The 20,643-nt window shown below is 37.1% G+C and carries 18 protein-coding genes, 1 tRNA gene and 2 pseudogenes; 6 read left to right on the forward strand and 15 right to left on the reverse strand.

All coding sequences use genetic code 11. The features are described from left to right. Nucleotides 1–17 precede the first annotated feature (17 nt). Nucleotides 18–971, forward strand: a complete 954-nt coding sequence (locus tag AB3I42_RS12570; RefSeq protein ID WP_131773169.1) for a Gfo/Idh/MocA family protein — start codon at nt 18–20, stop codon at nt 969–971. Nucleotides 972–1,083: 112 nt separating this feature from the next. On the opposite strand, the gene AB3I42_RS12575 is transcribed toward AB3I42_RS12570, so the two are convergent. Beyond that, entirely contained in the window at nt 1,084–2,037 is a 954-nt protein-coding gene (locus tag AB3I42_RS12575) for an aromatic acid exporter family protein (protein WP_010737423.1), read from the reverse strand. Between the two features lie 109 nt (nt 2,038–2,146). On the opposite strand from AB3I42_RS12575, the gene AB3I42_RS12580 reads away from it, so the two are divergent. Further along, nucleotides 2,147–2,740 carry an aromatic acid exporter family protein gene (locus AB3I42_RS12580; RefSeq protein ID WP_010719400.1) on the forward strand — a complete coding sequence of 198 codons (594 nt, stop codon included), beginning with the start codon at nt 2,147–2,149 and terminating at the stop codon, nt 2,738–2,740. Nucleotides 2,741–2,817: 77 nt separating this feature from the next. On the opposite strand, the gene AB3I42_RS12585 is transcribed toward AB3I42_RS12580, so the two are convergent. The 3 genes from AB3I42_RS12585 to AB3I42_RS12595 form a co-directional block, all read right to left on the reverse strand. Continuing rightward, nucleotides 2,818–4,305, reverse strand: coding sequence for a flotillin family protein (locus AB3I42_RS12585; protein WP_131773170.1), 1,488 nt, complete (start codon nt 4,303–4,305; stop codon nt 2,818–2,820). Nucleotides 4,306–4,320: 15 nt separating this feature from the next. Next, nucleotides 4,321–4,845 (reverse strand): NfeD family protein, encoded by a 525-nt coding sequence (locus AB3I42_RS12590; protein WP_010719402.1) that lies wholly within the window; start codon nt 4,843–4,845, stop codon nt 4,321–4,323. Between the two features lie 195 nt (nt 4,846–5,040). Then, the gene (locus AB3I42_RS12595) at nt 5,041–7,644 is read right to left on the reverse strand and encodes an HAD-IC family P-type ATPase (protein WP_368022535.1); all 2,604 of its coding nucleotides are present in this window, start codon (nt 7,642–7,644) and stop codon (nt 5,041–5,043) included. 178 nt (nt 7,645–7,822) lie between these two features. Between AB3I42_RS12595 and AB3I42_RS12600 the strand changes: the two genes are divergently transcribed. Then, complete coding sequence (locus AB3I42_RS12600) at nt 7,823–8,605, forward strand: MerR family transcriptional regulator (protein WP_010719404.1); 783 nt, start codon at nt 7,823–7,825, stop codon at nt 8,603–8,605. Nucleotides 8,606–8,770: 165 nt separating this feature from the next. On the opposite strand, the pseudogene araD reads toward AB3I42_RS12600, so the two are convergent. From araD to ulaG, 7 genes and pseudogenes are all read right to left on the reverse strand, one after another. Beyond that, nucleotides 8,771–9,486, reverse strand: a pseudogene (araD, locus tag AB3I42_RS12605) (L-ribulose-5-phosphate 4-epimerase AraD). Further along, complete coding sequence (locus AB3I42_RS12610; protein ID WP_010719406.1) at nt 9,473–10,333, reverse strand: L-ribulose-5-phosphate 3-epimerase; 861 nt, start codon at nt 10,331–10,333, stop codon at nt 9,473–9,475. The pseudogene araD and the gene AB3I42_RS12610 overlap by 14 nt, the downstream one beginning before the upstream one ends. Before the next feature lie 2 nt (nt 10,334–10,335). Continuing rightward, a complete protein-coding gene (locus AB3I42_RS12615; protein ID WP_010719407.1) occupies nt 10,336–10,977 on the reverse strand; it encodes a 3-keto-L-gulonate-6-phosphate decarboxylase UlaD in 642 nt (213 codons plus the stop codon). 14 nt (nt 10,978–10,991) lie between these two features. After that, nucleotides 10,992–11,291, reverse strand: a complete 300-nt coding sequence (locus AB3I42_RS12620; protein ID WP_181914554.1) for a PTS sugar transporter subunit IIB — start codon at nt 11,289–11,291, stop codon at nt 10,992–10,994. 43 nt (nt 11,292–11,334) lie between these two features. Next, a pseudogene (locus AB3I42_RS12625) lies at nt 11,335–12,824 on the reverse strand (PTS ascorbate transporter subunit IIC). Between the two features lie 12 nt (nt 12,825–12,836). Then, nucleotides 12,837–13,289: a PTS sugar transporter subunit IIA gene (locus tag AB3I42_RS12630; protein WP_034866766.1), complete on the reverse strand. Its 453-nt coding sequence runs from the start codon at nt 13,287–13,289 to the stop codon at nt 12,837–12,839. A 16-nt stretch (nt 13,290–13,305) separates the two neighbouring features. Continuing rightward, nucleotides 13,306–14,373, reverse strand: a complete 1,068-nt coding sequence (gene ulaG, locus AB3I42_RS12635) for an L-ascorbate 6-phosphate lactonase (protein ID WP_010737415.1) — start codon at nt 14,371–14,373, stop codon at nt 13,306–13,308. Nucleotides 14,374–14,590: 217 nt separating this feature from the next. Between ulaG and AB3I42_RS12640 the strand changes: the two genes are divergently transcribed. Continuing rightward, nucleotides 14,591–15,355, forward strand: coding sequence for a DeoR/GlpR family DNA-binding transcription regulator (locus AB3I42_RS12640; protein WP_034700348.1), 765 nt, complete (start codon nt 14,591–14,593; stop codon nt 15,353–15,355). A gap of 164 nt (nt 15,356–15,519) precedes the next feature. Here AB3I42_RS12640 and nagA read toward each other — a convergent pair whose 3' ends face one another. From nagA to AB3I42_RS12660, 4 genes are all read right to left on the reverse strand, one after another. Further along, nucleotides 15,520–16,668 carry an N-acetylglucosamine-6-phosphate deacetylase gene (gene nagA / locus AB3I42_RS12645; RefSeq protein WP_010719415.1) on the reverse strand — a complete coding sequence of 383 codons (1,149 nt, stop codon included), beginning with the start codon at nt 16,666–16,668 and terminating at the stop codon, nt 15,520–15,522. A 74-nt stretch (nt 16,669–16,742) separates the two neighbouring features. After that, nucleotides 16,743–17,579, reverse strand: coding sequence for a helix-turn-helix transcriptional regulator (locus AB3I42_RS12650; protein ID WP_181914555.1), 837 nt, complete (start codon nt 17,577–17,579; stop codon nt 16,743–16,745). A gap of 206 nt (nt 17,580–17,785) precedes the next feature. Further along, a complete protein-coding gene (locus AB3I42_RS12655) occupies nt 17,786–19,003 on the reverse strand; it encodes a pyridoxal phosphate-dependent aminotransferase (protein WP_010719417.1) in 1,218 nt (405 codons plus the stop codon). A 143-nt stretch (nt 19,004–19,146) separates the two neighbouring features. Further along, on the reverse strand, nt 19,147–19,308 hold the full coding sequence (locus AB3I42_RS12660) for a hypothetical protein (RefSeq protein WP_010719418.1): 162 nt from the start codon (nt 19,306–19,308) through the stop codon (nt 19,147–19,149). A 68-nt stretch (nt 19,309–19,376) separates the two neighbouring features. Here AB3I42_RS12660 and AB3I42_RS12665 point away from each other — a divergent pair. Together AB3I42_RS12665 and AB3I42_RS12670 are read left to right on the forward strand one after the other, a co-directional pair. Continuing rightward, nucleotides 19,377–19,459: transfer RNA gene (locus AB3I42_RS12665), tRNA-Leu, on the forward strand. A gap of 623 nt (nt 19,460–20,082) precedes the next feature. Further along, complete coding sequence (locus AB3I42_RS12670; protein ID WP_010719419.1) at nt 20,083–20,292, forward strand: DUF378 domain-containing protein; 210 nt, start codon at nt 20,083–20,085, stop codon at nt 20,290–20,292. The last annotated feature ends 351 nt before the right edge of the window (nt 20,293–20,643 follow it).

The following is a 20,643-nucleotide window of genomic DNA, read 5'->3' on the forward strand; positions in this document are numbered from 1 at the left end:
AGAAGGAGTTTTGAAGTATGAAAAAGTATCAATGGGGAATCATTGGCTTAGGAAATATTGCACATGAGTTTGCGGAACATTTTGACCAAGAAACAAGCGAGTTGGCAGCAGTTGCTTCACGAACAATAGATAAAGCAGAAGCATTTGCACAACGCTATCATATTCCTAAAGCATATGGTAGTTATCAAGAAATGCTTAATGACCAAGAAATCGATATTATTTATATTGCCGTTCCCAATCGTCAACATAGTCAACATATCATGGAAGCATTAGCAGCGAATAAGCATGTTTTATGTGAAAAAGCGATCACCATGAATAAAAAAGAACTGACCGAAGCAATGAAATTAGCAGAAGAAAAGAATCTAGTGTTAGCAGAAGCGATGACGATTTTCAATATGCCATTGTATCAACAGTTACGTTCTTTGATCGATACAAACAAGCTTGGGGCATTAAAAATGATTCAAGCACCATTTGGCAGCTATAAAGATCCCGACCCAACCAATCGCTTTTTCAATCCTGAATTAGCTGGTGGTGCTTTATTAGATATTGGGACATATGCCGTCTCGTTTGCTCGTTTCTTTTTGAGCTCTCAACCAGAAGTTATTGCATCAACAATGGTACCATTTGAAACAGGTGTGGATGAACAGTCAGTGACTATTTTAAGGAATAAAGAAAATGAGTTAGCAACGATCAGTCTGACTTTCCAAGCCAAAATGCCTAAAGTGGGAATCGTTGCCTTTAAAGAAGGCTATATCACCATCACCGATTACCCTCGCGCGGATCGTGCGGAGATCATCTTCAATGACGGGACAAAAGAATGGATCGAAAGCGGCAGCACCGCGCAAGCCATGAATTATGAAATCGAAAATATGGTCAAAACTATTAAAGGCGAACTCCCTAACCGTTCGTTGTTTCTGACCCACGATGTCATCGAAATCCTTGATGGGATGCAAAAACTTTGGCAAAAATAAGCTCCTTGAAATAAGCTGGAATTTTTCAAAAACATGAAAAGCTGTTTAAGCAACGGAGACATCCCCAATGCTTAAACAGCTTCTCTTTATTTCATTCATTGAACTGAATAATTTAACCAATCGATTGTTGCGAAAATTCCGCTTTGATTTCAATAAAGCTCTTAAAGGATTGCAAAAATTGAAACAATTCTGCTCGATCTTCAAATTCTAAACGTTCTTTGGGCATAGCCATGTCCCGATATAGTTCGTAGACTTCTTCAATCCGCTTCAATAATTCTTTTCCATCATTTTTTTCGGAAAAAGTTTCTGCAGTATAAACCAACAAGCCGTAAATATGCTTGCCATAAGGAACCGGGTCTTGGATTCGATCCAGATTCCCCTGCATATCTTTGATCACGTTGATTTGGGTTCGACGCATGGAAAAATACGTTTCATAGTATTGCGTTTGTTTCACCCAGTAATTCTCTTGGTACTTCCTAGCATCGCTCTGACTTTCTCTTACGAAAGCCAACAATTTATCACAAAGCAGTTGATTGTTGGTATTTCTTCCAGTCAGTAGGAAATCAGCCATGTTGTTTAAAATGATACGAAACTCTTCTTCGATCAATTGTTGATTTTTTTGTAGCTGTTTTTTGATATCCGGCATATAGATATTCGCTACTAATGCAAAAAAGACACCGATAGCCATTAAACTTGCTGCATTACCGATCAACGACCAACTCATATTTTTTTCACTTAAATAGTGTGTGACTAGCACAGAATTTACGACAATTCCATCCGTCAATTTTAACCCAACAGTCAGAGGAATAAACAGTAGTAGGAACAAGCCAAACCCCAAGATCGTATAATCAAAAATAAAAAAACTAATAAAAGCAATCACAGTTGCTAAAATAAATGCCGTAATCCTTAACATCCCAGTTCTTAAAGTTGAACGTTTCGTGTTGCCCACACTTAACAAAGCAATGATTCCTGCTGAAGGCCAAAACAATAATGAAAACATTTGAGCGGTAACCATGGACAACATACTACTAACCACTGTTTTCACGGTCCTCATTCCGATACGCATAAGCAACCCCTCTCTTTTCTTAGAATTATACTAAAAGACTTAGCTAAAAACTAGCAATCTCTTTAAAAGTTCGTTATCCTATTAAAAAGGACTAAAAGGAGAATAAGCGATGGAATTTGGCCGTTTTCGTTTAGGAATGCGAACAATAAAAAGCGCATTAGCAGTTTTTTTATGTATTTTATTTTTCCACGTCACTGATCGAGGACTACCGATGATTGCTGCATTGTCAGCTGTTTTTTCCTTGCGCCAAGATTTAACCACTACTGTTTCCTTTGGTCGTTCAAGAATCATTGGCAATTCAATCGGCGGCTTTCTCGGAATCATCTATTTTTTAGTAAAGAACTATTTTCACAATGATTTTTTAGTGGAATTATTTCTGCTGCCGGTTCTAGTGGTCATCGTCATCGTGGTATCTGACGGAATCAATAATAATTCTGGGATCATCTCAGCAATCGCCACTTTGTTGTTGATTGCCCTGAGCGTTCCCCAAGGCGAATCCTCTTTATATGCGATCCAACGAGTCTTAGACACATTCATTGGAACCTTTATCGCCATCGGAATCAATTTCTTTCTCCGTCCACCTGAGACAGAAAAGAAAGAAGAGCTTGTAGAAGACTTAGTTGAGCTGCAAAAAAAAGAAGCGTTGCTTAGAGAAAATTTGGCAGAAGTCGAAGAACAGATCAAAAAACACAAAAATAGCTAATACATAAATAAACAAACCAGTCTCTTCAACATGAAAGAAACTGGTTTGTTTATTTTTCTAACTAATTTTAGCGATAATTATTCTGCTTGATCGGGTTGTTCCCCGTTTTCATAGAGATTAACTTGTTTCATCGTTCCACGATTAGAGAGATTTTCGATAATGTCTTTGATATCTAATCCTGTTGTTTCTTTCAACGTTTCTTGAGTGGAAGCTAAGAGATTGGTAGCATAGTTAGTCACCCGGTTCGCTCCGCCATTTTCGCTTGACCCGTTACTGGTATCAACCACTGAGATTTTCTCAATGTTTCCTAATGGTTGTGCTGCTTCTTTCATTAATTGTGGTAACATCTCGATTACCATACTCAAGACCGCTGCTTCACCATATTCTTTGAACGCATCTGCGATTTTGGCTTTGGCTTCAGCTTCGGCCGCTCCTTTGGCTAAAGTCGCTTCCGCTTCCGCTTGACCAGCTAACCGGGTTTTATTGGCTTCGGCTTGTGCCAGTGCTTCAACGCGGAATTGTTCAGCTTCGGCTTCAGTTACTTCTTTTACCTTTTGAGCTTGTGCTTCTTGTTCTTTGGCATAACGATCCGCATCGGCTTTTTTCTTCACTTCTGAATCGTATTGTTTCTCACGACGAATGATTTCTTTTTCTTCTAATTCAATTTGTTTTTGTCGTTCAATGACTTTTACTTCCATTTCTTGTTCAACAACATGTTGTTGCGCCCGAGCGCTTTCCAAGTTATAGGCTTGGTCTGCTTTGGCTTTTGCAATATCTTGTTCTTGCTTGTAAGAAGCTAGTTTTAATTCTTTTTCTTTGATTGATTCTGCAATTTCCGTCTGTCTTTGTAGTTCCGCTGCTTGAGAATCTTTTTCAGCTTCTGCTTTTTTAATACGTGTTTCTTTTAACGCTTCTGCTTCCGCAATATCTGCGTCACGTTTCACTTGGGCGATCCGTGGTTTCCCTAAAGAATCTAAGTAACCGTTTTTATCACGAACTTCTTTGATCGTAAACGAAACAATGATCAATCCCATTTTCGCTAAATCAACAGATGCCACTTCTTGAACGCTTTGACTAAATTTGTCGCGGTTTTGATAAATTTCTTCTACAGTCATGGAACCCAAAATGGAACGAAGATGCCCTTCCAAAACTTCTCTTGCTTCATTTTCAAGTTCCTCACGTGTTTTACCTAGAAACTGTTCTGCAGCAGTCGCAATTTCTTCCACTGAAGAACCAATCTTGATGATCGAGGTGCCATCACACATCACTGGTACCCCTTGTTCAGTATAGACTTCTGGCGTCGAAACATCTAACTTGCTTGACAAGAGACTGATCCGATTCGAGCGTTGGAAAACTGGTAAAACAAATGCCCCGCCACCACGAACGATTTTGATTTTATTATTACTTTCATCTGCGTGGACATTTTTACTGCCTAAATAACTCCCGCTAATAATTAATGCTTCATCTGGTTTGGCAGTTTGATATTTTGCTACAAAGACGATCAGTAACATTAAAATGATCAAGACTGCAATAGCAATTGCGAAATAAACTCCTGATATTTCCATTTCTTATACACTCCTTCATATTTTTAGCATGCCTTCATAAGGCGTTACATAACAAACTCTTTCTTTTACTTCAATGATCAAGACCTGTTCTCCTTGCTTAGCTGGTGAACTTTGTGGGGCATAAAAGCATGCAGGTCGCGTAATCGAACCAGTCACACTTTTTAATTGGATCTCCCCCATCCCTTTTAATGGTATGGGTGTAACTACGATCGCCATCTGTCCTTCAAGAGTTTTTTCTGATGCCGACAACGTACTTTCAGCATTTTTCATCGGCATTCGGACATAAAAATTGAGCAAAAACACTAAAACAGTTGCAATCGCCCCACTTGAAATCAATAGAAACAGCGAATCTAATTCTGTTAAGCGTTCTCCTAAATACCCAAACAGGCTGGTAAAAGTTAGCCAAGGGACAATGAGTATCGGGTCAATTGGACCATCGAAATCAAAAATATCTCCAAAGACTAGCAGAAAAACTGCAATCCCCGCACAAGTTAAAAGTGTATACCAATAAATCGTCTCTAATGCCACCCCTCCAATCATGTAATCGCCTCCTCCTCTGTTTTGTTCTATCATACCAATAGAATAACTTTCTGTATAGTTTGATCGATAATTTTGTTTTACCAATTTCCCAATGACGATTTAGCCAGTGGGGCGGACACCCCACCGGCAACAAAAGAACTTTGATGCGATCGTTTATTATTTTTGTTCGCTTCTTTTCTTTAAAAAGAAAATGGCTCATGCATCTAGTTTTTGAGTTGATTTTACCGTCATCCCTACAAAAGCTTTCTCTAATTCAACAAGAAGGAATAAAACCAATCCAGGTAGTAAACTGATGCTTGCTTCTTGGACAGTCAACGAAACTGTCCCAATCGCAATTTTTAATGGTGGGAACACTAACATCAATCCTTGTAAGAGGATCATCGCTCCAATCGAATAGAGTAATGCCCGATTTTCAAAAAGATCTTTTGTCAGACTAAATTCAGTCACTCTTCGACAATTAACCATGTAGAAGGCTTGTCCAAAAACCATCGCATTGATCAGAACGGTTTGTTTCGCTTCAGCAGGAACAAAATCCATTGCAACAAACCCTAAAATAGTCATGATGATCCCAACATATAAAATACGCAAAAGTGCATATTTTGATAGGATTTTTTCGTCAATTGGTCTCGGTGGACGATTCATAACATCTTGATCTGCTTTTTCAAAACCCAATGCGTATGAAAGGGTGATCGAAGCGACTAGATTTAACCACAAGATTTGTACAGTAGTTAAAGGTAATGGGAAATTTCCTACCAATGAAAAGAGCAATAGTAATCCTTGGGCTAAACAAGTTGGCAAATAAAAGAGAATCGTCTTTTTCAAATTATCAAAAATACGTCGTCCTTCTTTCACGGCTTTTGCAATGGTCTCAAAATTATCATCTACCAACACCATGTCTGCTGCCTGTTTGCTAACATCGCTCCCTTTGATTCCCATAGCGATCCCGACATCGGCTTTTTTCAAAGCTGGCGCATCATTAACGCCGTCCCCAGTCATTCCAACAATTTCATCTTGTTCTTGGAGATAGGTCACAATAGCCAATTTATGTTCAGGTGTCGTCCTGGCAAAAACATCATTCTCACGGACAGCGATCTTCCATTCTTCTTCTGTCAATTGAACTAGTTCCGTTCCCGTAATCGCCGATTTAGCATTTTTTAAACCTAATTCCTCAGCGATCGCTTTTGCTGTTGCTTGATGATCGCCAGTGATCATTTTTACTCTGATCCCTGCTTGTTGCATTTCCTTGACTGAAGCAATAGCTGATTCCTTTGGTGGATCAATGATGCCACTAAGTCCAATCATCACCAGCTCATTCGTTAATTCTTCATGTGACAATTCACGATCCTTTAACTCTTTCATTGCAAACGCTAAGACACGTTGGCCTGTTTGCGCTAATTGTTCGTTTTTTTGTAACCACATAGCATGATCTATCTGTTGTTGTCTTCCATCTGATCCCAGTTCATATTGCACTTTATTCAGTAAAACATCTGGCGCACCTTTCACAAATAAGATCCTTTTTCCTGCAATCTCATGGACGGTCGCCATATATTTGTAAGCTGAGTCGAAAGGGATTTTATCAACGACTGGATAAAGTTCGATCGGTTGTTGATTGGTCCATTTTAATAAAGCTAATTCCGTGGCATTACCTGAAGTTGGACATACTCCTTGAGTTAGTTGGGTTTCTTGACAATTATGCATCGCTTCAACAAGCCAAGTCTCATTTTTGGTCCAGTTTTTTTCTTCAAGCATTTCCACCCCATGGTTCGCTTCTCTAGTCGCTAAGCTAACCAATGTCATTTCATTTTTAGTCAGTGTTCCTGTTTTATCTGAACAAATTACTGTCATTGCCCCTAACGTTTCAACTGTGGGTAGATTTTTGACGATTGCTTGTTTCTTTGCCATTCGATTGACACCCGAAGATAAAATAATCGTTAAGATCGAAGGAAGTCCTTCTGGGATAGAAGACACGATCAAGGCAATGACAGCCGTCGCTATATAGCCCCAAGTCATGCCATAATAAAAGTAGGATACGGTAGCTAACAATAAAATCAACGCAGCGATTCCTTTAAATATACTAGTATTCATTTCTTTGATTTTCTTCAATAACGGTGTTTCTTGTTCTGTGATCGACCCTAATGAAGTGCTGATTTTTCCAATTTCTGTAGCAGTTCCGACAGCGACTACGATCCCTATTCCTCTGCCTGATTCCACTTTAGTCCCAGAAAAAGCCATATTCGTTTGTTCCGCTAAAGGAGTCTCTAGCGGTAACGGGTCGGTCGTCTTTTGGATCGCATGGGTTTCTCCAGTAAGAATTGCTTCATCAATTTGTAAGTTGAACGTTTCACTCAAACGAACATCTGCAGAAACGATATCTCCAGCAGCTAATACGATTTGATCCCCCACCACTAAATCAGCTGGTGCAATCTCTTTTTGCTGTCCCTTTTCGATGATGACTGCTTTTTCACTAAGTAATTCCGCAATGCTGTCTAAAGATGAAGCTGCCTTTCGTTCTTGTAAATAGCCGATCAGCGCATTTAAGAAAACAACTAAAAAAATCATACTGCCTTCAATATATGCGCCTGTAAAAAGCTTAACGATCGCAGCTCCTAATAAAATGTACATCAGTGCATCATGAAAGTAAGAAAGAAATTTTTTCCATTCTGGAACTTTAATACCATTTTCTAAGACGTTTCTTCCATACTTAAGTTGTCGTTCGTTCCTTTCTTGTTCGTTCATTGCTTTTTTTACCATTAATTTTTCTTTGATTTCTATGATTGATAAGGTGTACCATTCTTTCATTTTTTTCCTCCAATAATTCTTACTGATCAAATCATAAAGGTTAGAGTGACTCTAAGGTCAAGAAAAATTTAAGCAAATCTATCTATGTAGAATAAAAAAATCAATTCCATTCACATTTCCCCCACGTTTCGTAGTAAAATAACCTTACTTAAAATGACTGATCAATGGAAGTGATGATTTGAAAATCAATGAATTAGCAAAGCTCTATGATATTACAGCCCATACTTTACGCTATTATGAAAAATTAGGTTTGATTACACCGGATTATGATGAAAATGGCTATCGAAATTATTCTTACGAACACATTGAACAACTGAATACCATCCGTGACCTACGTTATTTTGATGTCTCCATTACTGAGATCGCCGATTATTTGAAGCAAAAAGAAATCAGCAAGACAAAAGAATTATTAGCTTTTGAAATCGAGGCACTTCATCAACTCATCAGTGACTCACAAAAAAAAATCGAACTATTAATCGAACGTGTCCAGTTAATTGAAGAAGCAGAAAGCATAGACTATCAAGAAGTGCTATTAGTGCAGCAACCGAAAAGACTGATTCTTAAAGCTTCTACGGTTGCAACGGATGAACAAATCGACTTTTCGTTAAAAGAACTTCATAAAAAATACGAACCTTTATTAAGCACTAATAATCAAAATCTTTTTGGTAGTATCATCCATTTAGAGGAAGATCCTTTTACCTATCAAGTATTTTATTTTTGTCCTGACCTTACGATTAAAAATGAGGATGCTGAGATACTCCCTGCTGGAAATTATCTTAGTTATAGTTTTAAAGGTGACTATGAACAAAGGAAGAAAGGAATTGCTACCATCATGAACTACCTGACTACCCATTCGCTTCATAGAGCCAGTCCATTTTATGAATCTTATCTAATTGATTTTCACGAAACGAATAAGCCAGAAGAATATGTGACGCGTTTAGAAATTTTAGTTGAATCGTAGCTTGGAATAACTAAATATTTATACAAGAAAAAACTACGTCTGAGTTTGACATCAGACATCAAACTCAGACATAGTAACTCTTTTATAAATCAAGAATAAAAATTTGCTACTAAGTGCTACGAATCAATAAATGTGAAGACTTCAAGTAAGCCCCCGCAAGCTTCGTCACTTTTGACCGTAATATGCATGCATCCCATGTTTTCGATAGTAGTGCTTATCTAAAAGATATTGTGGAATAGATTGCATAGCAGGATTAATTTTTTCATTTTCTTTAGCCATTAAGCATATTTCGTCTAAGATCAAGCTATTCTCTACCGCCTTTGCAGGGGTTTCACCCCAAGTAAATGGGCCATGTCCATAAACGAATACACCAGGAACTTCAGTGGGAGCTAATTGTCTCTCTTGAAACGTTTCAACAATCACATGACCAGTGTTTCTTTCATAAGCACTTTTAACTTCTTCTTCAGTTAATTGCCGTGTGCAAGGAATCGTTCCATAAAAAGCATCCGCATGAGTTGTTCCATAGGCAGGCAAGTCTCGACCAGCCTGCGCCCGCATGACTGAATGAGTGGAGTGCGTGTGGACGATAGCATTGATTTTTTCAAAAGCTTGATACAAAATCACATGAGTCGATAAATCAGAAGAGGGCTTCATCCCATCTTCTTCTAGCGGATTTCCAGCTAGATCAGTCACTACCATTTGTTCGGGAGCCATCTGTTCATACTTTACACCACTTGGCTTGATCACGATCACCCCAAGCGCTCGATCAATTCACTGACATTGCCCCAAGTCAACTTAACTAGTCCATATTGAGGTAGTGCCAAATTTGCTTCATAAACACGTTGTTTCATTTCTTTAATGATTGGATTACGCAAACTCATAACCTGCCTCCTTTAGCTTCGGATAAAGATAGCTTTTTGCTGCTACGATTTCTTTTTTAAAATCCGGATTTTTTTCACTCCACATTTCAATTAAAAATGACCCATTATAATTCATCTGTTTGAGTTTCTTTAACAAACCCTCAAAGTCAACACAGCCTGCGCCAAAAGGAACATCACGAAATTGACCTGATGATTCAGTTGTTACTGGATAGGTATCCTTTAAGTGGATGGAAGAAATCCAATTGATCCCTTTTTCTAGTTCACGTTCTGGATCGTTTTCTTGCCAAGCCGAAAGGTTACCAAGATCTGGATAAACTTGAAGATATGGTGAATCAATCTGGCGTTTGATTTCTAAAAATTTAGTGATTGAATTCATAAATGGATCATCCATAATTTCAATTGACAAGATGATTCCATATTCAGAAGCTATTTTGACGCTTTCTTCAAGTCCTTCAATAAATAATTTTCGTGATAGCCTTGTTTTTTTTTCATAATAGACATCGTATCCGGCTACTTGGATAATTTTGATACTTAAGCGCTGAGCAAGTCGGATCGCTTTGACCATCAATTCTTTGGCTTTTATCCGATACGCTTCATTTGAAGAGCCAAAAGGAAACCTGCGATGACCACTCAGACAAATGGAATTGATCCGAATGCCCGTCTCTTTCATGTCTTTGCGTATTTGATTGATCATCTCGTCAGACCAATTGAGTCGAGCTAGGCGTTCATCTGTCTCGTCAATCGACATCTCAATAAAGGAAAAACCAAGTTCCTTTGCTAATAAAAAGCGCTCTTTCCAAGAGATATCTTTTGGTAGTGCCTTCTCATAAATTCCGATTTGAGCCAAGTCTATTCCCCCCAAATGCGAATCATTTCTTGTTTAAAATCATTGGCTGCTTTTGCAGGATCGTCCGCACTAGAAATCCCTCTTCCAGCTATAAAAGTTTCCACTTCAATCCCTGCGAATAATTTCAATGTTTCCACGTTTAATCCACCTGTCACAGAAACTGCAAAGCCCATTTCTATCAATTTCTTTACTTTTGTCAGATCCCGTTCTCCCCAAGTTTCACCAGAAAGTAATGCATCTCGACTTTGATGATAGATCACCTGTTGGATACCGATCCTCCGCCATTCAGCTGCTTGTTCATAGGTCCAATCCCCATACAGTTCGACTTGCAATGCCTTCACTTCTTTTTGAGCTGCTTCCATGGTTGGCAGAGTAGCACAGCAGATAACAGTCATAAAATCCGCACCGGCATCAGTTACATTTTTGGCTACCGTTCCCCCGGCATCCGCACATTTTGTATCAGCAACAATTGTTTTCCTTGGAAACATGCTACGAATACAGCTGATGGCTTTGCGCCCCTCTTGCAGACATAAAATGGTTCCAATTTCAATAATATCGACAATATCCCCTACTTGAAATACATCTGCTAATGCTTGTTCTAAATCATTATGATCCAAAGCAATCTGTAATTTTGGTCTGCTCATTTTATCTTCCTCTTTTATTTAGATTTTTGATACAACGCTGATTTAGCAAATTTTTCACCAATTTCTTTGGCTGACATGACATTTTTAATGCCAATCACTGTAATTCCTTTTTTCTCAGCTTGGATAAACATATTCAAAAAATTGACTGGTGTAAAAACGACATCATACTGAGTCGCAGAACTTTTTCCTTCAGAAATTGCACAATGATGGATTTTGGTAATTGACACACCTAGTTCTTTCATTGCCTTTTCGACGCTTCTCATCATCATCAAACTTGTTCCCGACCCGTTTGCGCAAGATACTAAAATTCTCATTATGTTTTCCTCCTATGTGTTCATTTTAATTTTATTGTTGTATTTAATTCTCGTTGTGATATTTTTCTGCATATTGCTCATAATCATCGACGATCAAAAAGTACCCGTCTGGATTTTTACGGTATTGTAATTGTGGAATAATCAATAGCCCAACCACGACTAATGCGATACCAACATACCCCAAAAACTTCATCATCACAGTAAATAATGGCCAAGCAGTGGCCCAGTCAAACATACCGAGATAGCCACCATATTTTGACATGCCGATCCAAGTTGCAAAAACGGCCGATCCACCAACTTGAATGATTCCAGAAAGAAATGGGAACAGACAGGCGGCTTTGAAACCACCTCGATTGTTGGCAAAAACTGCGATAACTGCATTGTCAAAGAACAATGGAATAAAACCAGCAATCACGATGGTTGGTGATTTGAACAAAATGAGTAAGGCAATCATCAAAAATTGACCTAAGGCACCAAACAAGAAGCCAATGGTTACGGCGTTAGGTGAACCAAAACCAAAAGTAGCAGCTACGTCAATCCCAGGAACCGCACCTGGTAGGATTGTATTGGAGATCCCTTGAAAAGATTGTGTTAGCTCATCCACGAAAGTACGGACTCCTAATTGTAAAATGGCTAGGTAGACAGCAAAATTCAATGATGTTGTCATAATATAGAACAAGAAACTTTGTCCTTCTTGCATAAACTGTGCTTGAATCAAATAATCTTTTCCTAGCACTAACAAAATAATTCCAAAAAATAAAAGCATTAATAAAGAAGTTGCTACCATATTTTCATTAAATATAGATAAAAAACCTGGTAATTCAATATCTTCCAATTTTTTATCCACTTTTTTAGAGTGTTCTTTTTTTGATCACGTTTCTTTAAAAACTCGGCTAACTTCGCAAATATATAGATACCAAACATTTGCTGATGTGCCACAGAAAAACCCGCGCCCTCGGTTAACTCCTGGGTGATACCAACTGTTAAATTAGAAGCTACTGCCCAATAACAGCCTAAAATCAGTCCCATAAAAATCAGAACTTGAATTCTTCCTAAAGAGGGAAAACAAAATAATAATATCCAAAAAGCAGTTGCAGATTGTTGAATCTGAACATTTCCAGTTGTAAAAACCGAACGTAATTTTGTATATTTTTGAAAACGAACGAGTAAGATATTCATAACAAAAGCAATCAAAAGTAAAATCATGACATCCCCAAATGTACGACCAAATGTTTCCTCTAATCCAGAGTCAACGGCATTTTGTCCAAAATATGGATCGGTGACCATCGCATCCAGATTAAACCGTTCTTTTAAACCTACTAAAATGGGGCGGAAGTTGTTTACTAATCCTCCTGAACCAACCGTCAAAATGAAGTAACCGACTGTTGCTTTCAAGAAACCAGCAATACACTCATAAAATGGACGTTTCAAGAGAATGTACCCTAGCAGTACAATAAAACCAATCAGATAAGCTGGTTGAGTTAAGATGTTTGTAGCGAAATAAGTCCAAATGCTCAATAAAAAATCAGCCATTCTTTTTTCCTCCTATAAGTTATACTCTTGCATCACCACTCGATAGTCTTCAATCGAATCGGTATCTGCCAAACGATCAATTAGCCCATCTATCATCAACAACTCAGACAATTTTTGAATATTTTCCATATGCTGATCTACATTTTTGGCTGCTAAAGTAAAGAATAAACTTGCTGATTTTTCTTCTTGGTCGAATTGAATGGGCCTTTTCATTTTAGTGAATGATATAGCTGTTCCATAAACTCCTTCACTATCTGCTGAAGAATGTGGCATTGCCACTTTGGGAACAATCACGATATAAGGACCATGTTCTTCTACACATTGGATGATTTCATCTACGTAACTTTGATCAATCAACTTTTTATCTAATAATAGTTGACAGCTTTCAGCAACAGCTTCCTTCCAATCAGTAATTTCTTTATCGGAATATTTCACCAAGCCTTGATCCAAAAAATATTTCAACATGTTGTTAGCCTCTTTTCTATAAGAATGACGGGAATGGTGTATCGTTTTCTACAGAAAATACATCCTCAAAACCACGGTAGAAATTAAATTCCAGGTCGTCTTTGTTCGTTGGATAGGTAAACTTGCCTCCTACCTGCCAGATATATGGTTTAAAATCGTACTTCAAGCGATCCTTTTTAAATTTCCATATTTCGGTAATTTCTTTTGGATCAGCCATAAAATTTGCCCAGATATCATAATGAACAGGGATGACTACTTTAGCCTTCAATGACTCAGCCATTCGCAACATATCGACAGAAGTCACTTTATCCGTGATACCTCGTGGATTTTCACCATATGCACCTAGGCAAACATCAATAGTATGTTCGTTCCCATGTTTCGCAAACATATTAGAATAATGAGAGTCTCCAGCATGATAAATATTTCCACCCGATGTTTCAAATAGATAATTCACAGCGATCTCATCCATTTCTTGAGGTATTTTCCCTTTTAAAGTTTCCTCTGGATCTTCACAAGTGACTAATGCTGTACGGTCAAATGCTTCTAAAGCAACGATAGTTACATCCTCAATTTTGACTTCATCTCCTGGTTTGACGATTATCGTTTTCTCTTTTGGAATTCCCCAGTTCAACCAAGTATTTACTACTTCTTGAGGACCAATGAATTTTGCATTCGGACAATTTTGATGAACAGCAGCTGCTGTATTGATATCCAAATGATCCGAATGGATATGCGTTACAACTAAAGCGTTTACACTTTTCATTTCAAAAGGGTCAATCACAAAAGGTTGCGTCCGCAAGTTCGGTTGCATTTTTTGAACCCCACTCATTCGCATCATCTGATGCCCTTTTTTCATCATCCCATTTCCATGACTACGTTTACCTGTCCCACACCATAAATCACACAAAATATTTGTCCCTTTATGCGTCTTTAACCAAATCCCGGTACAACCTAACCACCACATCGCAACCGTTCCTTCTTTTACTTCTTCTGTTTCGATCTCTTCATTCAAGTAGGTACCCCATTCAGGAAATGTTTCTAAAACCCAATTTTCTTTTGTGACATCATTGACATGTTTGCTCATTGTAATTCTCCTCTCAAGAACTTTCTTTTGTTGATATCTAAATCATAATATGCAACGACAAACATGAAAACTCTTTTATATGACTGTTTGTTATTTATATGATCGTTTTTGTAAGTTAATTGATTTTTTTAGTATGATATATATAGTTAATAAACTTTATATGAATCTTTGAAGCGATAAAAATCATATACATAGGCAACAAATAGGAGGGTAAATAATGAAAAATTCCATTGTCAATATTGAGAAGCGTCAAAAGGATATTTTGGAGCGATTACAACAAAAAGAGCAAATGACAACATATGAGTTAGCTGAATCTTTAAAAGTCTCTATTAGTACAATACGCAGAGACCTAAATTTATTAGAAGAAAAAAATGAGATCATTCGTCATTACGGGTTCTGTTCTTATAATTATGATAATCGTACAGACTTTGATCAATCTGGACCAGAACGACTAAAACAATCAATCGCTCGTGAAGCTTGTAAATACATCAATGATTATGATACCGTATTCATTAATTCTAGTTCTACTGCACTTAAAGTGGTTGAATATGTACGTGCCAATCACCTGACAATTGTCACAAATAACGTAAAAATCACTTACTCCCCTCATAAAGAAAACTGCAATTATATCTTGACTGGAGGTGAGATGCGCTTTCCAAAAGAAGCATTAGTGGGTGATATCGCATTAAATACCATTTCTTCAATGAATGCTGATGTCTGTATCATTGGTTGCAGTGGTGTGTCGATCGATAATGGCGTAACAACTAAAATTCTCAATGAATCAACGATCAATGAAATGATGATTCGTCAAACGTTTAAATGTAAAATTCTAGTTGCTGATCATCGTAAAATTGGTTTAACATCAAAATTTAAAATTGCAGATATTTCTGTTTTTGATTATTTGATTACTGACAAGTTTTGTTCTGAAAAAGTAATTGCTGAAATCAAAAATGTTGGGGTGAAAGTCATCCAAATCAGTTAAAAAAAAGCCGGTGTGAATGGAACAAGGTTCTGTCCCAACCACATCGGCTTTTGCTTATTTACGAATGATGTTCAAATAAAATGACCTGATCCATTAAGTCAAAGCTCTTCAAATCAGCCTTTCAGCGATGGTTCGCTCTTACTTACTTAATAACAGTCTTTTTATTAAGCGTGATAACGTTCTACACCATCTAGGTATGTTGCTTCTAAAGTCATATCTGGATTCAATACGATAAAATCAGCGTCCCGTCCTTTTGCGATCTTGCCACAAGTATCATCGATCTTACAGCTGATTGCTGGTACTAAGCTTCCCATCATCACAGCTTGTTCAGGTGTAGCTAATCCCCAGTCTACTACATTTTTGATTGCTTCTTTTAATTTCAAGATACTTCCTGCTAAATTACCTGATTCTAAGCGAGCAGTTCCATCTTTCACGACCACTGGAAATTCTCCTAAATTATAATTGCCATCAGGCATTCCACCAGCCATCATGCAATCAGTGATCAATGCCACATGGTCGTGACCTGCTTTTTCCATTAAAATTTGAGCAGCATTTGGATGAACATGATGCCCATCACAAATCAATTCTGAAAAAACATGTTCTAGCGATAGTAGCGCACCAACCATTCCAGGTTCACGATGATTTAATCCACGCATGCCATTATACGCATGGACAAAGACACTGGCACCTGCTTCTACTGCCTTTTGTGCTTCATCGATCGTCGCATTACTATGACCCAATGAAACAACCACGCCTTCATCTGTCACTTGTTTGACAAACTCTTCAACGCCTTTTCGTTCTGGGGCTAGGGCAATTTTTTTGATCAGTCCGCCAGAAGCTTCTTGCCATTCATGGAAAGTATCAAGATCAGGGTCTCCAAAATAACTTGGATTTTGCGCCCCTTTATGTTCTTCCGTAAAGAATGGTCCTTCAAAATAGATTCCTTTAATTTTTGCTCCAGGAGCTTCTTGGTACATTTTTCCAATTGTTTCAGCTACATCTTTTAAACGTTCTTTACTTGATGTTAAAGTAGTTGGTAAAAACGATGTTACTCCACAAGAAAGCAATCCTTCTGACATTGCTTTCACACCTTCTGCATCATTATCCATCACATCATGGTTCATATAGCCATGAATATGCGTATCAACTAGACCAGGAGCGATCCATTTTCCGCTTTGATCAATGATATTGACTTCTCCTTCAGGTGTGTTTTGGGTATACTCCCCAAAAAGACCATCAGTGATTTCAAGATAACCTGCATTTTTGACACCGGATGACAAAAAGAATTTGTCTGCGTAGATAAAAGTTCTCATTCTTCTCTCTCCTTTGATTTTCTATCCTAAAGGTACTCTTATTTTGGAGATAAGTCAAGAATGGTCTACACCATTTAGAGACTTTTTGCTATTTTTTTAACTGATTGTGCCAATTCTTCATAAAAGAGAGCTTTATTGATTTCACCTTTCTTTTTATAAATCAAACTCTTTAAAATAAATAAATCGTTAAGGTAATAATAACTATTTTTATCTTGCGCCCACCGTATTCCTTGATTTACTTGTTCTAAAGATAGTTCAATTTCTCCTTGGTGCAACAAAAAGCTTCCATAGTTATAAAAAATTTGAGTAAACTCACTTTTGGTTCGATCTTGGATCGTCTCTTGGAAGAGTTGGATACTACGACTTAAATAGTACCTCGCTTCCGCAGTTTTGCCAGCTACGCCATAGATTTTGCCAATGCAACTGACTAGCTGGATCTCAACATCCGTCACTTGTGTTCGATCTTTTAACGTCGAATAGGAGAGCGCTTCTTTTAAATAACTAAGTGCTTGAGTAATATTTTTTCGTAATGTAAATTCACAGACGCCTAAATAATAATAATATTTTTGAAAATCCGAAGCTTCGTACAAATTTTCTGTAACCTCTGGCGATTTTAACACTTGTTCCAGCTTGCGATAATCTCGTTGCTGAAAATACAAGTCTGTTAACTCAAAATTCTTTAAGACCTCTCGAATTTTCCCATGAGATAAACGCATGACATGATCGATCGTTACGCCTAAACGTTGGCAAATTTGTGCCATTACAACAACATTTGGTAGCTCTTCATTATTTTCAATTCTGCTTAAAACACTCTGTGAACAAATATCTTGCGAAAGCATTTTTTGTGTCATCTTCTGTTCTTTTCGAATTTCTTTTATGATTGTACCAAAGGAAGCGACCAACGTTTCCATAAGCATCCTCCTTCAAAATATGCGTATTCGCATTATACCAATATTTTACTTTACGGAAGAAGAAACATCAAGAAAAGTCCTATCAAAAACTTGTCCGACTTTTTTCCTTCCTTATTTTTGATTTAGCTAGTGATTATTTCATCTCTCACACCAAAAAGAGCCAAAACTTGAGTTCGGCTCTTTTGAGTAAAAACATCCATGACAGGCTATTTTTGTCGGTAAGTCGATAAAAATTCACGCATTTTGACAGCAGTCGTTTTCAGATCATCCATCTTTGGTAAATAAACGATTCTAAAATGATCCGGTTGATGCCAATTAAATCCCCCACCATGAACCAGCAAGATATGATGTTCATGTAGGAAATCTAAAACAAACTTTTCGTCATCTAAAATATTGAAACGCTTCGTATCAATCTTAGGAAAAATGTAAAACGCTGCTTTAGGTTTTACTGCAGAAAGACCGGGAATGTCATTAATGGCATTGTAAATAAATTCTCGTTGCTCATAAATACGCCCACCAGGTAATAATAATTCATCCACACTTTGATAACCACCTAATGCCGTCTGAATGATTTGCTGAGACAATACATTGGAACAAAGACGCATCGAAGAAAGCATGTTCAATCCTTCAATATAGCCTTTAACATGTGATTTATCTCCACTCAACACCATCCAGCCAACACGAAATCCTGCAACACGATGGGATTTAGATAAACCATTCAACGTCACGACAAATAAATCTGGTGCCAAGGTAGCGATTGGAATATGTTCTAAACCATCCATGACTAAACGATCATAAATTTCATCAGAATAAATAATCAATTGATTTTGACGAGCAATCTCCACGATTTGCTCTAAAATCTCTTTTGGATACAATGCTCCAGTTGGATTATTTGGGTTGATGATCACGATTGCTTTTGTTCTACTCGTTATTTTTGATTTAATGTCATCAATATCAGGATACCATTCTGCTTGTTCGTCACATATATAATGAACAGGTTTTCCACCAGCCAGTGATACTGAAGCCGTCCATAATGGATAATCAGGCATCGGAACTAAAACCTCATCCCCATTATCAAGTAGACCTTGCATACACATTGTGATCAGTTCGCTGACTCCATTCCCTGTATAAATGTCGTTGATCGTCACATTGGGGAACTTTTTGATTTGACAATATTGTTCAATCGCTTTTCTTGCTGAAAAAATGCCTTTAGAATCAGAATAGCCTTCTGAATCTCGTGCATTCATAATCAAATCACGTATCACTTCATTTGGCGCTTCAAATCCAAAGGGGGCAGGATTTCCAGTATTTAACTTCAAAATACTGATCCCTTCTTCTTGCATACGTTCGGCTTCTTCTAACACAGGTCCACGTACGTCGTAGCTTACGCCTTCTAGTTTATTGGATTTTTCAAATTCTCTCATAACGCTATCCAATCCCTCATTTCAAAATAAACAGAAATTTCTGATTTTTTATTTTTTACTTATTTTCAATATCATACTCTATCCCTCTAAAATTTACCACAATTTTAAGTAAAACCATAAGAAATTTTAGTTAGTTTTCAAACTCATTTCCGTCGATATTCATTGAATAAATTCGCACCCCAGTCCATAGCAATTCCGCAAATAACGCCCAAAAAAATTCCGGCAGACAAATCTTTCAATACAATACCAAGAATTAGCCCAACACTCATTCCTAAGATAGAAAACTCCCCATCATATTTTTCCACTTTTTCTCTCCCTTTTCATCTTGACATCTGCGGAAATACTCGCTATCATTAATTTATTGTTATTATACGCAGACGTGATGGAACGGCAGACATGCAAGATTGAGGGTCTTGTGAGCGTACGCTCGTGTGGGTTCAAATCCCATCGTCTGCATCAATGACTAGTCGTAGAGCATTCCGTGCTCTACGTTTTTTTGTTTTCTTATTCACGTCTTATTAATAAACTTACTGTTCGTTATACTAAACGACCTGACTTCTGATAATTTTACGCATAAATTCTTCTTTCTATTTTACTCTTCCTGTTAATTTACTGCTAATGATTACTATGGACAGTTCCTTCTTATGTTTCATAAGATAGCTTTTTTGATTATTTCTCCTTATTACGATTAAGCAATGAGATCAGTATTGTTTTATCTGCATGCCTTCTATTTTGCCCATCTTGATCATTTTTTATATTTACAACCTATGACCTATACTGTAAAAGAATTATGAGAACGATGAATATTAGGAACCATAATTGAACTCTTATTCAATCGATTCTTTTAAATAGTGTAACGCTTGTTTACAGTTCTTGAATCCTTTTGCTTTCCATTGGACATTTCTCTTTCTTAACTTATATATTTCATTTTTTTCTCATCATCAAACTCGTATTCTTATAAATAAAGATGACATTACCAGCTTATAACCTTATTTTATAAGCTTAAGCAGTATTTTAGTACTAATATAAAAATTAGTTTATAATTAGAGTATGTCAAATATGGAGAGGAGAAATAACAAATGAAAACTTTAGACATTATTGCTTTAACATTGTTGATCGTTGGTGGATTAAATTGGTTATTGGTTGGTTTATTAGAATTTGATTTAGTTGCTACTATTGCAGGTGGATCTACGACAATTCTAGCTAAAGCGATCTATATTATTGTAGGAATTTGTGCTATTTATTGTTTGAAATTCTTTCCACTTATTACAAATAGAGTAGAACGATAATTTTTTAATTATCCTCTGTTCCTAATATAAATAAAGCAGTCATGAGCGTTAGTTTGTATGCTCATGACTGTTTTTATTTATATTCATGTAAGCGTTATCCGAGACGAAAGAGAGATTTTTTCTACAAAAAAACGTGAGATTAACCTTTTCTTAATAACTAGACAGCTACTCTTTTCAGAGACATTATGCTTGATTTTACGACAAAGAAATCGCTTTCGATTACATATGTTACTTCAAATATTACAAAAAAGGTAGATTTGTCATAAAGCTATTACCTATGAAATATATCCCCGTGGTAAAGTATTCCTCGTTGGTCACAACAAAACTATTTTTAAATTTACGAAGGAGCTT

It is taken from the genome of Enterococcus sp. C53 (genome assembly GCF_040887425.1).
Taxonomy (GTDB): Bacteria; Bacillota; Bacilli; order Lactobacillales; family Enterococcaceae; genus Enterococcus_B; species Enterococcus_B hirae.